The organism is uncultured Microbacterium sp. (assembly GCF_947488465.1).
Classification (GTDB): domain Bacteria; phylum Actinomycetota; class Actinomycetes; order Actinomycetales; family Microbacteriaceae; genus Microbacterium.
The window spans coordinates 143,761-158,965 of record NZ_CANKZA010000005.1 but is presented as its reverse complement, the minus strand read 5'-3'; the positions used below and the strand labels follow the sequence as shown (position 1 = coordinate 158,965).

Sequence of the window (15,205 nt, the reverse complement as noted above, 5' to 3'; positions counted from 1 at the left end):
CGCTCCGAGATCCTGTGATCTCGAAGCGGGCCTTCTGTCTCAGCGGGCTCAGGCGTGCAGGTCGAAGCGGTCGAGCTCGGTGACCCGGCCCCACGCGGCGACGAAGTCCCGCACGAACTTCTCGTGCGCGTCATCGGATGCGTAGACCTCGGCGACGGCGCGCAGCTCCGAGTTCGAGCCGAACAGCAGATCGACGCGGGTACCGACGCCCACCTTCTCGCCGGAGCCATCCTTCGCACCGGCGAAGGCGTGCTTACCCGGGTCGAGCGGCGTCCATGTCGTCCCGAGATCCAGCAGGTTCACGAAGAAGTCGTTCGTGAGCACGCCGGGGCGATCGGTGAAGACGCCGTACGGCGAGCCGTCCCAGTTCGCGCCGAGGACCCGCAGTCCACCGACCAGCACCGTCATCTCCGGCGCTGTGAGGGTCAGGAGATTCGCCTTGTCGATGAGCAGATGCTCCGCGGGGAGTCCGGCGGCCGTCGCCTGCGGTCCCTGGTAGTTGCGGAACCCGTCGGCGGCCGGCTCGAGGTAGCCGAACGAATCGACGTCGGTCTGCTCCTGCGACGCGTCAGTCCGCCCCGGGTGGAAGACGACTTCGGCGGCGACACCGGCATCCGCCGCGGCCTTCTCGACCGCGGCGTTGCCCGCGAGGACGATGAGGTCGGCGAGCGAGACGGTGCGTCCGGTCGCGTCGAAGTCGGCCTTGATCCCGCCGAGGACGCCCAGCACCCTGTGGAGCTGGGTGGGATTGTTGACGGCCCAGTCCTTTTGCGGAGCGAGACGGATGCGGGCACCGTTCACGCCGCCGCGCTTGTCGCTGCCGCGGAACGTGGATGCCGCTGCCCACGCCGTGGAAACGAGCTCCGAGATCGACAGGCCGGAGTCGAGGACCTTCGCCTTGAGCGCTGCCGCATCCTCCGCGCCGATGAGCTCGTGATCGACGGCCGGTACGCGGTCCTGCCAGATGAGCTCTTCGGCGGGAACCTCGGGTCCGACGTAGCGCTCGATCGGACCCATGTCGCGGTGCGTCAACTTGAACCAGGCACGGGCGAACGCGTCGGCGAAGGCTTGCGGGTCGTCCTTGAACCGGCGCGAGATCTTGTCGTAGGCGGGGTCCATCCGCAACGCCACGTCGCTCGTGAGCATGCGCGGCTCGCGGCGGCCGGAGGAATGCGCCATGGGCACCATGTCGGCGCCGCCACCGTTGATCGGCCGCCACTGCTGCGCGCCCGCGGGGCTCGTGAACAGCTCCCACTCGTAGGCGTACAGAATGTGGAAGAACTCGTTGTCCCAGCGGGTGGGGTGATAGGTCCAGGTGACCTCGAGACCGGAGGTGATCTGGTCGTCGCCCTTGCCGGTGCCGTTGTTGTTCTTCCAGCCGAGGCCCTGCATCTCTACGCCCGCGGCCTCGGGGTTGTCCTCGAGGTTCGAGTCGGGCGCCGCGCCGTGCGTCTTGCCGAAGGTGTGCCCACCGGCGATCAGCGCGACGGTCTCCTCGTCGTTCATCGCCATCCGGGCGAACGTCTCACGGATGTCACGCGCCGAGCCGAGCGGATCCGGGTTGGCGTTCGGGCCCTCGGGGTTGACGTAAATGAGCCCCATCTGCACCGCCGCCAGCGGCTTCTCGAGGTCGCGCTCACCCGTGTAGCGCTCGTCACCGAGCCAGGTGGTCTCGGGACCCCAGTAGACGTCGTCGTCCGGCTCCCACACATCGGGGCGTCCGCCGGCATAGCCGAAGGTCGAGAAGCCCATGTTCTCGAGCGCGACGTTGCCGGCGAGGATCATGAGGTCGGCCCACGAGATCGACTGGCCGTACTTCTTCTTCACGGGCCAGAGCAGGCGCCGCGCCTTGTCGAGACCGACGTTGTCCGGCCAGCTGTTCAGCGGGGCGAAACGCTGCTGTCCAGCGCCACCACCTCCGCGTCCGTCCATGACGCGGTAGGTGCCGGCGGAGTGCCAGGCCATCCGGATCATCAGCGGACCATAGTTGCCGAAGTCGGCCGGCCACCAGTCCTGCGACGTGGTGAGCAGCTCGTTGATCTCGCTCTTGACAGCGGCGAGGTCGAGGGCCGCGAAGGCCGCGCGGTAGTCGAAGTCGCCACCGAGCGGATTCGCCTCGGCGGGGTTCTTCTTCAGGATTCGCAGGTTCAGCTGGTTGGGCCACCACACGTTGTTGGCCGAGCCCGAGGTCGGGTGCGGCTGCGCGTGGATCACCGGGCACGTGGCTGCTTCTTCGGCGTAGGCCTCGTCGGTGTCGGTGACGGTGATCGACTGGTCGATGTCCGTCGGGTTCTCGCCGATCGGAGCGACGCTGTCATCGCGTTCGGTCATGGTGTTCCTTCCTCGGGGATTCTGATGGGTCAAGACTCTGCGACCGCGCACGCGGGACAGACGCCCCAGAACGTGATTTCGGCGGACTGGAGGGTGAATCCGTGCGACTCGCCGGGCTGGAGGCACGGCGCGTGGCCAACGACGCAATCGACATCTTCGACGGCGCCGCAGACGCTGCACACGAGATGGTGGTGGTTGTCGTCGACGCGGAGTTCGAACAGCATCGACCGGCCCGCCGGCTCAATGCGGCGGACGAGTCCGGCCTCGGCGAAGTCGCCGAGCGCGTTGTACACGGATTGGATACTGGTACTCGGCAAGCCCTCCGCGATCGCGGCGAACACCGCATCCGCGCTGGCGTGCGGGCTGCGGCGCAGCGCGTCGTACACGGCCACCCGCGGCTCGGTCACCCGCAGCCCCGCGGCACGGAGCACATCGGCCGCCGGGGCGTGCACGTCGGGAGCTGTCATGCATCCACTCTAGCGCTAGTTTTGATTGATTTAAAGGAGCGGCCGCATCCCGCCGCCTCCCGGCGCCTCCTGGCGGTTGCCCTCGGGGTTTCGGGTCCCGTGTGGTCGCCGAGCAGCCTCCGCACCGACCACACCGGGCCCCGAAGATAGGGCGCCGCGGCAACAGGCGACCCCGAACCTGGATGCCGGTCAGCCCCGTGGATGGCGCTCGAGCGCGGCGCGCACGAGGTGTGGAGCTTGCGGACTGGATCCACGGATATGCCGGGACGTCAGCCGCACGACCTCCCACCCAGCAGCGGCGAGCGCCGCGTATTTGTCGAGGTCGCGGTTCCACTGCCGGTCGCTCGTACGGTGATGGCTCCCCTCGACCTCGACGGCGACGCGCTGCCGGCGATAGACGGCATCGCAGATCCCGATGAAGCGCCCGTCGGCAGCGCGCATTTCCACATCCAAGTCAGGTTCGGGAAGACCCGCGCGGGTCAGCACCAGGCGGCACTCGGTCTCCAGCGGCGACATGCTGCCGACACGGATCAACTCGAGCGCCGCCAAAAGCCGTTCCCGACCACGGCGCCAGGGAACGCCCGCGGCCTGCCGCAGCTCGTCGAGCGTCGCGCGCCGGCGCTCGGGATGCGGGCGACCCCGTTCATCCCGCGGGACACACACGAGCGCATCGCCGAGGACGACGAGCTGATCGCAGGACAGCCACGACCCGCAGAGGGCCCACGCCGTGACAGCGTCCGCGACGCGCAGCCCATCCACCTCACAGACCGACACCATCCGGGGCGATATCTTGACGCCGCGCACGCCGCGACCGCGCGGGGCATGCGCGGGCGGGTGCACGGCGACGGAGAGCGGCCGGCCGGTCCATTCGCTCCGCATCGGCAGACCGTGCGCGGCCAGCGCTGCGGCGCCGACGAAGAAGGATCCGGCCGGCGCGACGGACGCGTAGGCGTGGGCCGTACGCAGGAGCGCCCGGCGGATGCGGCCATCCAGCGCCAGCGGTTCTGCCGCGGCATCCCCGTCGCCTGCGGGCTCCTCCCGGCGGAGGCGTGCACCACGGAACGGCGCTTCGAGGTCAGCCGCGCGAAGGCGGCGCCGGGTGACATCCCGGGCGATCGCCTCGACGCACGTGAAGCTCTCGCCGAGACCTTCTGGCAGCGGACGTGCGCGGCTGGTCATCGCTCCACGGTGCAGGACAGCCACCGCGCGCGGACGCCATCACCCGCATATGTGGACAATCACCCTTCCCCTGGCAGCTGGGGAGGAAGACTGCTCACCCCAGTTTCGGGTTCCGTGTGGTCGGTGACGTCGAGCCCACGCGACCACACGGAACCCCGAACACCGGGTCCACCGACATCACGCGACCCCAAAGGCACTCGCGCGTGCCCGCGGCATCAGTAGCGGTAGTGATCCAGCTTGTAGGGGCCGTCGACCGGAACGCCGATGTAGGCCGCCTGCTCGTCGGTCAGCTCCGTGAGCTCGACGCCCAGCGCGGCCAGGTGCAGACGCGCGACCTTCTCGTCGAGCAGCTTCGGCAGCACGTACACGCCCACGGGATACTCCTCCGGCTTCGTGTACAGCTCGATCTGGGCGAGCACCTGGTTGGTGAAGGACGCGCTCATCACGAACGACGGATGGCCGGTCGCGTTGCCGAGGTTCAGCAGGCGCCCTTCCGACAGCACGAGGATGCTGCGGCCGCTCGGCAGCCGGTACTCGTGCACCTGAGGCTTGATCTCGATCTTCTCGACGCCCGGCACCGCCTCGAGGCCCGCCATGTCGATCTCGTCATCGAAGTGGCCGACGTTGCCGACGATCGCGAGGTGCTTGAGGCTCTGGAGGTGCTCGGTCGTGACGACCCGGGTGTTGCCCGTACCGGTGATCAGAATGTCGATGTCAGAGATGACCGACTCGAGCTTCGCGACCTGGAAACCGTCCATCGCGGCCTGCAGCGCGCAGATCGGGTCGACTTCGCCGATGATGACGCGCGCACCCTGGCCACGCAGGGCCTCGGCCGCACCCTTGCCCACGTCGCCGTAGCCGACGATGAAGGCGACTTTGCCACCGACGAGGACGTCCGTCGCGCGGTTGATCCCGTCGGGCAGTGAGTGGCGGATGCCGTACTTGTTGTCGAACTTCGACTTGGTGACCGAGTCGTTGACGTTGATCCCGGGGAACAGCAACTGTCCGGCCGCGTGAAGTTCGTACAGGCGGTGGACGCCGGTGGTGGTCTCCTCCGTGACGCCGATGAGACCCTCAGCCATCCGCGTGAAGCGCTGCGGGTCACGCGCGAGAGAGGCGCGCAGGGTCTGGAGCACGATCCGATACTCGGCGGAGTCACCCTCGGATGCCTCCGGAACAGTGCCGGCCTTCTCGAACTCCACACCCTTGTGCACGAGGAGGGTCGCGTCGCCGCCGTCGTCGAGGATGAGGTTCGGGCCGTCGAATCCCTCGGCCGACCAGTCGAAGATGCGGTCGGCGAGCGCCCAGTACTCCTCGAGCGTTTCGCCCTTGAAAGCGAACACCGGGATCCCTGCCGGACTTTCGACGGTCCCGTTCGGGCCGACGGCGACGGCGGCCGCGGCCTCATCCTGCGTGGAGAAGATGTTGCAGCTCGCCCAGCGCACCTGCGCGCCGAGCGCGACGAGGGTCTCGATCAACACGGCCGTCTGCACGGTCATGTGCAGCGATCCGGCAATGCGGGCGCCCGCGAGGGGCTGCGTGGGACCGAACTCTTCGCGGAGGGCCATGAGTCCGGGCATCTCGTTCTCGGCGAGGCGCAACTGGTGTCGGCCTGCCTCCGCGAGGGACAGATCGGCGACGACGAAGTCCGTAGCCTGGTCGAGACGCGGAGCGGAGACGGTGGGAGTGGCCATCCGACTATTCTCCCACCCGTGAGTGGCTCAGACGCGCAGCGTCTCGTGCCGGACGACGGTCCAGCCCTGGGGCATCGACATCCGGTCGGTGTGGATCGCGCAGAGATCGTGCGCGTGCGGGTCGTTCGCGCCGCCGAGCGGACCGACGACGGCCATCTTGTCGCCGTAGTCGTAGGTCAGCGTCGTCACGGCCTCGCGGGCACAGGTCACCTTGGAGCAAAGTCTCTCGCGCATTGCGCCCACGGTACCGGTGGCCTCGTTGCCCCGACGCATGCCGCGCCGCGGAACTAGGATGGCGTCATGGTGCGAGGGAACACGGCGACGCCGAAGCGACGGGTGCACCCCGTTCTCTCGGGGCTGGACTGTTCTCTCCCCACCGGAGCGGCGGGACGCTCGTGAGGCGGCGTGCGGCGCAGCCCGCGCGGCGCCCGACACGGCACGGCCGCCACGGGCGCGATGATCGCAGCCCCGTCGTGCGCCCCCCGCTCCCCCCGCTGGAGACGCGCGCCGAGCGCTTCGACCTCTCGGTCGGCACCGCCGCGGAGTTCCTCCGCAGCGCCTGGCCGGAGCTGCGCGACGTCCGCTTCGAAGTGGGAGCCATGCCGCCCGCTTCCGATGATTCCGGCATCCCCCGGTGGACCGTGCTGCCCGATGAGCGCCGCATCATCCTCTACCGATTGCCGATCGAACGCCTCAGCCACCTGCACCGCAACGACGAGTTGCACCGGCGCATGATGGTCGAAGGATGCGTGTTCCGCGCGGCGGCGGAGTATCTGGGCCGCGACCCGTGGGACCTGGGGCCCGACCGGTTCCATTTCTGAGGGCGCTCGCGCTCAGCGCGGGAACACCTCGATCGATGCCGCCTCGACATCACTGGCGGGGACCGGGTAGCCCGCCAGCTGGCCCGTACCCGCGTAACTGACGGCTGCGCGCAGGCCCGCGCCACCGGGAACGATCCGGTACACCGCGTTCTCCTCGATCGAAACGGTCACCGTACGTCCCGCCGGCACCGTCACCTCCTGCGTCGTGCCCTCACCGGCATCCGCGATGAGCTGCACCTGCTGATCGGCGTCGGAAGACGATGTCAGCGTCACGCGCGGTGACGGACCCGCCGGGGCGGCGACGAGCGCCGGGGTGGTGAGCGCGTCAGCGGCGGTGAACCACGCGAAGTCCGATCCCTCGCCGAACCCGGTGGTGCTCCATACCGCACCGGTCAGCGGGGCGACCGACGCGACGCGGACCGCATAGGTTCCGACCGCCAAGCCCGTCAGGTCGAGTTCGAGCGGCACGCCGGCCGTGAGATCTACCGACTGCGCGTCGCCCACCTGTCCGCCCGTACCCCACACGGTGACCGTCGCGGTGGCCGTGGCCGCCGGGGACAGCAACCGCAGGACAGCGGGGACTTCGCTCGCATCGGCCGCCCCCGGCGCCTGGGCGATCTCGACGCCCGGGATGACGAGATCCGGCTCGGGCGCCACCGACGGGGCGATCTGGTCGACCCCGCCGGGCAAGAGCACGCGAGTGATGCTGGCCTGCAACGAGGCACGCACGGGCGCTTCGGCGGCCGTCACCTGGATGACGGGGCTCGCTTCGCCGAGCGCCAACGCCGCAAGCGGGATCACCCGCTGCGCACCCGGTGCGATCCGAAGATCCTCGCCCGCGGTCGGGGTCTCGGCACCCTCGGCGCCGTACACCGTCAGGGTCACGCGCGCGGCGACGTCGCCGGGGTTGGCGAGAACGACGAGATCCGCGGCCCCGGTCGCGGCCGAGCCGCCGACGAGCCACGATTCCATCGATGCGCGCGTGCACGCGGAGGCCGCGTACCCGCGCAGGTCGCTCTCGGCGACGTGCGCGGAGCCGGCGGCAGCCACATCCGTGCGCACCCCGGCGACGGGTTCCGCGGTCACGGAGAGCGGTCCCACCCCGCCGCTGACGTTCACCGCACTCAGGGGGGTGGATGCCGGGATCACACCGTCCGATGCTCCGGACACGACGCTCTGCGCGGCGGCATCGGTCACCGTGGCGGCCGCGGCAGATTCACGGCCGGCGGCGAGCAGTGGCCCGCCGCAGGTGGCGACCGACGCTGCCGCGGGCGGTGCCGCGGTGATCGGCAGCGGCTCCCGGGAGAATTCCGGCCAGGGGGCGACGAGCACGCCGATCCCCGCGACGGCAACGGCGGCCGCGACGACGGCGCCGACGATCACCCGCGTCCGCGGGGTGCGCGCGAGCTGCGTGTTCGTCATCGGCGGCGTCCTCCGCCGATTCCCACGACGCGCGGCCACCGCCGGGCATCGGCGATCGATCGACGGGTGGGAACGGCCAGCAGCAGGGCGATCGCGATGATCCCGAGCTGAACGGCCGCTGTGCGCGCCGCCTCGGCCTGCGCCGTGGACGACACTGTGCGATCGGTGATCGGCGCGGCGACCCGCCAGAGCATGCCTTTCGTGGTTTCACCGACCTTCTCGAGGTCATCGCGCTGGTCGAGCGAGGTGACGGCCTGGATGCGGAGCTCTCGGGCGGCGTCGGAGTCCGGCGATCCGTCGGATCCGAGCATGACGAATGCGACGCCGTGCGCTGCCAGACGGGTGACCGCGTCGCCGCCGGGGTCGGAGATCAGAGCCGCAGCGAGCTGCGCCGCGTCGGCATCGCCGGCATCCGTCTCGGTACGGGCGGAGCGGAGTGTCGACTGCCCGCCGAGAGCGGAGGTCTCGCCCCACACGACGTCGACGACCGTGCCCGCCGGGGTGGGGGTCATCACGAACGTCGCCTGGTCCATGCCATCGCGCCCCTCGGCGGCGACATAGGCCGGCAGCGTGCTGGCCGTGCCTTCCGTGAGCGCGGCGGCACCGCGCAGCGGCGCGGTCACCGCGGGCGCCGCAACGACGACGAGAAGGAGGAGGAGGACCGCCGCGAGAGGCCCCCGCACGCGGGCGAACACGCGCCAGACGTCGAGTGTCGTCAGCGCCGCGCCCCACACGCCGATCCAATAGAGGCTGAGTGCGGCGCCGGGCCAGATCCCGACGACACCGGTCCCGTTCGCGCTCAGCACGACACCGATCGCGAGGGTTGCCGTCGTGAGGCCGGCGAGCGCGGCCAGAAGCAGCACGGATGCCGGGATCAGACGACCGGCGACCGGTGCGAGAAGTGCCAACAGGAGGAGGTGTGCCACCAGGAGCGCGACCCAGAGGGCGGAGGAGCCCGTGATGGCGGCCCAGCCGCCGGCATCCGTTCCGGGGAATCCGGCGGCAAGGAACAGGCGACGAACGAGATCGACACCGGCCTCCGGCGCGAGCGGGACGCCCGGGTCGGCCAGCAGCGACCACGGGTCGCCCGCACGGGCGCGCACCCAGATGAGCGGCGCGAACACGACCGCCGTGGGAATGACGAGCCAGATCACGCGGCCGAGTCCCACACCGCGGCGGAGGGTGGCGGTGAGCACGATCGCGATGATCCAGAGGAGGGCGAGGGCCGGCGCGAGCGAGGGGGCACAGGCGACGACGGCGACGAGGATCACCGAGGAGAGACCGGCCGCGCTCCAGGAGCGGTGGGCGATCGACGCGGTGAAGACCAACCAGGGCAGCAGGAGGTGGACGATCACACCGGTGGGGCGGCCCTCCATGAGCGCGGCGAGGAACATCGGTGCCAGCGCCCACGCCACCGCACCCACCGCTCGCACGCTGCTGCGTTCGCTGACGCGGGTCGTGGCGAACCACCCGCCGAGGGCCGCCACCGGCAACGCCAGGAACCACAGGACCACGAGGGCGCGTGACGGCGCCGCGGGCCACAGGGATCCGAGAAGGGCGATTACAGCGGCGAACGGGTCGGCTGGTCCCGAGGTCGCCCAGCCGAGGGCTCGCGGCCCGCTCGCGGCATCCGCCCACAGCTGCCCGATCGTCGCGCGCAGCGGCGCGAGGGCCCCGCCGCCGAGCACGGGCCACGCCAGCAGTGAGGTGAACGCGACCGCCGACACGACGAGGAACGCCAGGACGATCCAGGCTCCGCCGCCGCTGAAGAAGCGCAGCTCCGTGCGTCCGGGCCCGGCCGTGCGTGACAGGTCGGGGTCGAATCGCTGACGGAGCTCGGCCGACGTGACCCGCAACGGCGCGAGCGCCGGCCAGCCCGACCGTCGGGTGCGGCGGATGCCGGAGCGCGCCCGCGCGACGGATCCGACCCGGACGGCCGTGGTCGCCGCGGCGGCCCACTCCGGGCCGATCTGTCCGGGCCGCTTGGCCAAGAGGTGCCCGAGCGTGCGGACGAAGGCAAGCGGCAGGAGGCTCAGCCAGTGCAGCGGGGCCGCGGCCGCCGGCGCGTAGACGAGGCGGCGGTGCAGTTGCGCGGTGCGGGGTGCATAGGCACGCCGCGCCCAGCTTCCGACGGCGGACGGCATGCCGGCCACACCGTCGCCCGCGACCGCGATCACTGCGCCGGGGACGAGCACGACACGATCGCCGCGCAGGCGCGCCCGCACACCCAGGTCGAGGCCTTCGTCCGCCCCGGCCAGTGCCCGGTCGATGCCGCCGAGCTCGCGCCACGCGGCCGCACGGACGAGGAGACCACGGATGTCGGCGCCCATGACGTCTTCACGCGCGTCGTGCTGCCCCTGGTCGAGTTCGCCGTCGGCGAGGGCGACCGTGCGACCGAGCGAGGTCATCGAGATGCCGAGCGAGACGATCTGACCGGCATCGTCCCAGCGGACGAGCTTCGGCGCCGCGATCGCCACCGACGGGGCCGTCTCGAGCGCTCCAGCCAGACGCATCAAGGCATCGGGAGCAGGAGCGCAGTCTTGCGCCAGGAGCCAGACCGCATCGCCGTCGATGCGCCGACTCGCCATCGCGACGGCCTCGGCGAACGACGTGTGCCGGTCGGCGGTGATGACGGCCTCGGCGCCGGAGTCGGCCGCGAGACGCGAGAGGGCGTCGTCCGTGCCGCACAGTACAAGGGTCAGCGCATCGAGCGGGCGCGACTGCTCTTTCAGGGCAGTGAGCGTCCGCTGCAGATGAAGATCGGCCGGCACACGCCCGTCCGGGCGCACGACCAGCAGCGCGTGAACTCTGGCGGGCATGACCAGGTCAGCCTAGGCGCGGGGTGCGAACAGGGCCGACCATCCCCCGCGAGTCCTGAGATCGATGTCCGAGATCAGGCGCGGCGCTTGAGCTTGCGACGCTCGCGCTCGCTGAGCCCGCCCCAGATGCCGAAACGCTCGTCGTTGTTGAGGGCGTACTCCAGGCACTCTCCGCGGACATCACAGGTCGTGCAGACGCGCTTGGCGTCACGCGTGGAGCCACCCTTCTCCGGGAAGAAGGCCTCGGGGTCCGTCTGCGCGCACAGCGCATCGGACTGCCACGACAGCGTGGTGTCGAGTTCACCCTCAACCGGTCGCCGTACCCCGGGGACACCGAGGTTGACCGGGTCGACGAACCAATTGTCGGGAACGCCGGAACGGTAACCCGTCATATCGCTCTCCCCACCTTTTCCCCTCACGCTGTTGCGCGTGTTGGGATAATTACACCCTTGTCATTCGCCTGGGTCAAGTCGCAGATCGTAAAGCCTCAAGGCAAGATTGAAGCTTTACCGCGTTTTTGCGGCGTGTCGCGGCAGATTCGGACGAATCAGCGCCGGCCGGGCTGGGCGATGAACACCTCACCGGCCCCGGTGACGACGGCCTCCGGCTCGTCGGAGGAGAGGAACACCGCGCGCCCGGGGACGAGCGCAACCGCTCCGTCCCGTCCGGCGACCTGAACCTCGCCGCGCACGGCGAGCGCGATGGCGGGTCCGGCGAGCGCGAGCCGCACGGGGTCTCCGTCGACGACAACCCGCGCCAGGGCGAAGTCGGGCACATCGACCTCGAACGCCTCCACTCCGGGAGAAACCATGCGGGCGGGTACCAACGCAACGGCACCGGGGGTCGTGTCGACGATGTCCAGCAGCTCCGCGACGTCGATGTGCTTCGGTGTGAGTCCGCCACGGAGGACGTTGTCGCTCGCCGCCATGAGTTCGACGCCGAGTCCGTCCTGATAGGCGTGGAGCACACCGGCCGGGGCGAACATCGCTTCCCCCCGCCGAAGGACGACGAGGTTCATCAGGAGCGCGACGAGGAGACCGGCATCGCCCGGAAAGTCGGCGGCAATCGTGCGATAGAGGGCGAGCTCCGCCGCAAACTCGGCCGATTCGGCCCCCGCGAGTGCCTCCGCGATGTCCGCGACGGGCGCCTGCCCCGACAGCGCCCAGGCGATCGTGTCGCGCAGGACCACCGATTCGTCGGCACCGTTCAGGCGATCGCTGAGTGCCCGGATGCCGTCTGAATCGCCCAGCGCGGCGACGAGCCGACCCGTCTCGGCCAGGGGCCGGAGGCCCACGAGAGCCCGGAAGGTGTCGCTGACGGCGACGATGATCTCGGGCTTGTGGTTGTCGTCGCGGTAGGTGCGATCCCCGGCATCCCGAGCGATTCCGCGCGCCTCCTCACGCGCGAAACCCAGGGCCGCCTGCGCCTTCGTCGGGTGCACTTGGATCGACAGGGAGGATGCCGCGGCCAACAGCTTCATCAGATAGGGCAGCGGCGCCTCCCCCGTGTCGGCGAGTGCGACGTCGAGCGTCCGCCCCGTCCCGTCGTCCACGATGGCCGGTGATCCGGCGTAGTCGCCGTACCAGGACTCGGCTTCGGGCGCACCCGACGGGGTCCGGCCCTCCAACTCGGCGATCAGGGAGGTCGACCCCCAGGCGTAGGCGCGCGGTGTGTTCGAGATCGGCAGGAGCATGGTCTTCAGCCTAGAGCCGCGCGAACACCGGTCAGGGGGCTGCCTCGCGGTAGCCTGATCTGACCATGGCCGTCCACACGATGCATCCGATCTCGGCCCCTCCCGCGGCGCCGATCCGGGAGAAGACCGGGCACCTGCTGGTGCGCGGATGGTGCATCTTCGTCCTGGCCGGTGCGCTGGCCGGGACGTCGTGGCTGATGGCGTTCGGCGTCGTCGGCACCGCGGCCGTCGCCTACGGCACGGGGATCGTCTCGGTGATCCTGTGGATCGCGCTCCGGCCCGAGGTCCAGTGGCGCCGTCTGCCCTGGTTCGCGGCGGGCTACGTCGCGTGGGCCGCGTTCTCACTGCTGTGGAGCGCCTACCCGGCGGCCACCCTCCCGACGCTGCTCCTGCTGCTCAGCACGACCGTGCAGGCGATGTTCATCGGCTCGGTCCTCACCTGGCGGGAGCTGGTGCGCTCGATCGCCTCGGCGCTGAAATGGATCCTCGGCCTGTCGATCCTGTTCGAGCTGTGGGTGTCACTCGTCTGGGGAGGGCCGATCATGCCCGGCTTCGCGCGCCCGGAACCGGGTGTCGATCCGATCGAGATGTGGAGCCGCGACAACCTGTTCGACGGCGGACGCATCCAGGGCCTGTTCGGCAATGCGAACGCGCTCGCCTACGTCGCCCTCCTCGGGATCATCGTCTTCTCTCTCCGCATCGCCTCTCGAGCGCCCCGGCGCGGCTTCCTCTACGCCTGGATCGCGCTGTCGGTGTTTCTCTTCATTCGGGCCGGCTCGGCGACCGCATCCCTCGCCGCGGCTGGCGTCGCGGTCGTGTTGGCCACGGCGCTGCTCATCCGCACGAGCCGCCGACCCGGCGGCCGCACCCGCTACTACCTCGCCTACGCCGTCATCGCGGTCGGGGGGCTCTCGGCACTGTGGGTCGGGCGGGAACAGTTGTTCACCCTCCTCGGACGCTCGTCCGACCTCACCGGCCGTGAGCGCATTTGGGAAGCCGTCTGGGAGCGCGCTGCCGAGCGCCCCTTCCTCGGCTGGGGGTTCTCGACCCCGTGGGTGCCGACCGACCCGGCCTTCGACGGCTGGATCGTCGACCACGGCGTCACCGTCATGCAGGCACACAACATGTGGCTCGACGTCTTCCTGCAGCTCGGGATCGTCGGCGTCATCCTCATCGTCCTCACGATCCTCGCGTTCGTCTGGCGCTCCTGGTTCTTCGCCGTCGATCGGCCGCGGTGGGACCTCGTCGCCGATCGCCCCTACTCGGCCGTCACTCTCCTACCCACCCTCGTCGCCGCGGTGCTGCTCGTGCAGGGTCTCGCCGAATCCGGCCCGCTCCTCAGCTGGGGGTGGATGCTGCTGGTCGTCCTGGCGTTCAAGATCAAACAAGCACCTCTTCTCGGCCGCGGCCCGTCGGAACAGCGCCTGATCGGCGAACAGGGCGAGCGGCTGACGGAGTGATGGCAACGTCCGACGCGTCTGCCCCCGCCCGTGCGGCGGAGCTCCTGCGGTCTGCCGATTTCGCGCGCGCCTACACGCTCACCGTGTTCGCCGCGATGTTCGGCGGGCACCTCGTCGAACGCCTGGCCGGGCGGGTCACCCTCATCACGATCGTGGCCGGGCTGTGCGTGCTCGGCGTCGGCATTCTGGTCGCGCGGCGCGACGAGATCTCTTTTTTGCGGCTCGTTCCCTCCACGCTCGTCCTCCTGTGTGCGTGGGCGTTCGCGAGCATCTTCTGGAGCACGGATGCCGGGACCAGCTTCGTCCGGTGGCTCGCCATGATCGGCGTCGCCGTCCTCGCGGTCACGATCGGGCATATCCGCGACACTCTGCAAACCGTGCGTGCGCTCGGCGACGTCCTCCGCGTCGCGCTCATCCTCTCTCTCGCCCTCGAGATCCTTTCCGGCATCCTCCTCGACCTGCCGCTTCGGTTCCTCGGCATCCAGGGGAACCTCGCCGACCTCGGCCCGATCCAGGGGATCTTCGGCACACGCAACGCGCTCGGCATCGTCGCGGTCATCGCGCTCATCACCTTCGCCGTCGAACTGCGCACGCAGTCCGTGCGCCCGGTGGTCGGCACGGGGTCGATCGTGCTCGCCGCCGCCTTGGCGCTCCTGTCGGCCTCCCCCACCGTGCTCGTCCTCACCACCGGTGTCGGGGTCGCCACCGGCGCCCTCGCGCTCGTGCGCGCGGCCCCCGCGGCGCGGCGTCGCGGGTTGCAATGGACGCTCGCCGGGCTCGTGACGGCATCCGGGATCGCGCTCTACACACAGCGCGGAGCCGTCATCGCCGCGACCGGCGCGGCCGATGACCTGCAGTTGCGCACCGACCTCTGGACACTCGCGCAGTACTACATCCGACTCAAGCCGGTCCAAGGCTGGGGGTGGTTCGGCGCGTGGCCGCCCGCCGAACCGCCGTTCGCGACGATCAACATCCTGCTCGGTGAATCGCACCGCAGCGCGTTGAACGCGTACGTCGATGTGCTCCTCCAACTCGGGTGGGCCGGCGTCCTCCTCCTCTGCGCCGTCGGCGGTGTCGCGCTCGTGCGCTCATGGCTCGATGCGAGCCAGCGTCGCTCGACCGTGTACGCCTGGACACCGCTCGTGCTCATCGCCCTCGCGATCACCTCCGGCTTCGAGTCGTATGTCCTCACCGGTGCGGGATGGTTGCTGCTGTCCCTCGCTGCCGTCCGCGCGGGGCAGTCCCGATCGTGGCGCCGGCGACTGGATGCCGGGAGCGCGGCCGACACCGGGCTCGGACACGCGCCGGGATAGACTTCC

At 70.3% G+C, this 15,205-nt stretch carries 12 protein-coding genes; 3 read left to right on the top strand and 9 right to left on the bottom strand.

Features of this window, described 5'->3' with window-relative positions:
* Window positions 1-48: 48 nt before the first annotated feature.
* From katG to Q0653_RS11925, 5 genes are all read right to left on the bottom strand, one after another.
* Complete coding sequence (gene katG / locus Q0653_RS11945; protein ID WP_298944755.1) at window positions 49-2,331, bottom strand: catalase/peroxidase HPI; 2,283 nt, start codon at window positions 2,329-2,331, stop codon at window positions 49-51.
* 29 nt (window positions 2,332-2,360) lie between these two features.
* Complete coding sequence (locus Q0653_RS11940; protein ID WP_298743272.1) at window positions 2,361-2,798, bottom strand: Fur family transcriptional regulator; 438 nt, start codon at window positions 2,796-2,798, stop codon at window positions 2,361-2,363.
* Between the two features lie 189 nt (window positions 2,799-2,987).
* The gene (locus tag Q0653_RS11935) at window positions 2,988-3,977 is read right to left on the bottom strand and encodes a hypothetical protein (protein ID WP_298944754.1); all 990 of its coding nucleotides are present in this window, start codon (window positions 3,975-3,977) and stop codon (window positions 2,988-2,990) included.
* A gap of 215 nt (window positions 3,978-4,192) precedes the next feature.
* The gene (ahcY, locus tag Q0653_RS11930) at window positions 4,193-5,671 is read right to left on the bottom strand and encodes an adenosylhomocysteinase (RefSeq protein WP_298944753.1); all 1,479 of its coding nucleotides are present in this window, start codon (window positions 5,669-5,671) and stop codon (window positions 4,193-4,195) included.
* Between the two features lie 27 nt (window positions 5,672-5,698).
* A complete protein-coding gene (locus Q0653_RS11925; protein WP_298944752.1) occupies window positions 5,699-5,905 on the bottom strand; it encodes a DUF3499 family protein in 207 nt (68 codons plus the stop codon).
* A 239-nt stretch (window positions 5,906-6,144) separates the two neighbouring features.
* On the opposite strand from Q0653_RS11925, the gene Q0653_RS11920 reads away from it, so the two are divergent.
* A complete protein-coding gene (locus tag Q0653_RS11920; RefSeq protein ID WP_298743280.1) occupies window positions 6,145-6,492 on the top strand; it encodes a metallopeptidase family protein in 348 nt (115 codons plus the stop codon).
* A gap of 12 nt (window positions 6,493-6,504) precedes the next feature.
* On the opposite strand, the gene Q0653_RS11915 is transcribed toward Q0653_RS11920, so the two are convergent.
* From Q0653_RS11915 to manA, 4 genes are all read right to left on the bottom strand, one after another.
* Window positions 6,505-7,914, bottom strand: coding sequence for a DUF5719 family protein (locus Q0653_RS11915; RefSeq protein ID WP_298944751.1), 1,410 nt, complete (start codon window positions 7,912-7,914; stop codon window positions 6,505-6,507).
* Window positions 7,911-10,733: a glycosyltransferase gene (locus tag Q0653_RS11910; RefSeq protein WP_298944750.1), complete on the bottom strand. Its 2,823-nt coding sequence runs from the start codon at window positions 10,731-10,733 to the stop codon at window positions 7,911-7,913. Before Q0653_RS11910 ends, Q0653_RS11915 begins: the two co-directional genes overlap by 4 nt.
* 74 nt (window positions 10,734-10,807) lie before the next feature.
* The gene (locus Q0653_RS11905) at window positions 10,808-11,125 is read right to left on the bottom strand and encodes a WhiB family transcriptional regulator (protein WP_298743287.1); all 318 of its coding nucleotides are present in this window, start codon (window positions 11,123-11,125) and stop codon (window positions 10,808-10,810) included.
* A gap of 155 nt (window positions 11,126-11,280) precedes the next feature.
* The gene (gene manA, locus Q0653_RS11900) at window positions 11,281-12,426 is read right to left on the bottom strand and encodes a mannose-6-phosphate isomerase, class I (protein ID WP_298944749.1); all 1,146 of its coding nucleotides are present in this window, start codon (window positions 12,424-12,426) and stop codon (window positions 11,281-11,283) included.
* Between the two features lie 65 nt (window positions 12,427-12,491).
* Here manA and Q0653_RS11895 point away from each other — a divergent pair, with 65 nt between their 5' ends.
* Window positions 12,492-13,886, top strand: coding sequence for an O-antigen ligase family protein (locus tag Q0653_RS11895; protein ID WP_298944748.1), 1,395 nt, complete (start codon window positions 12,492-12,494; stop codon window positions 13,884-13,886).
* Window positions 13,886-15,199, top strand: a complete 1,314-nt coding sequence (locus tag Q0653_RS11890; RefSeq protein WP_298944747.1) for an O-antigen ligase family protein — start codon at window positions 13,886-13,888, stop codon at window positions 15,197-15,199. The genes Q0653_RS11895 and Q0653_RS11890 overlap by 1 nt, the downstream gene beginning before the upstream one ends.
* Window positions 15,200-15,205 lie beyond the last annotated feature (6 nt).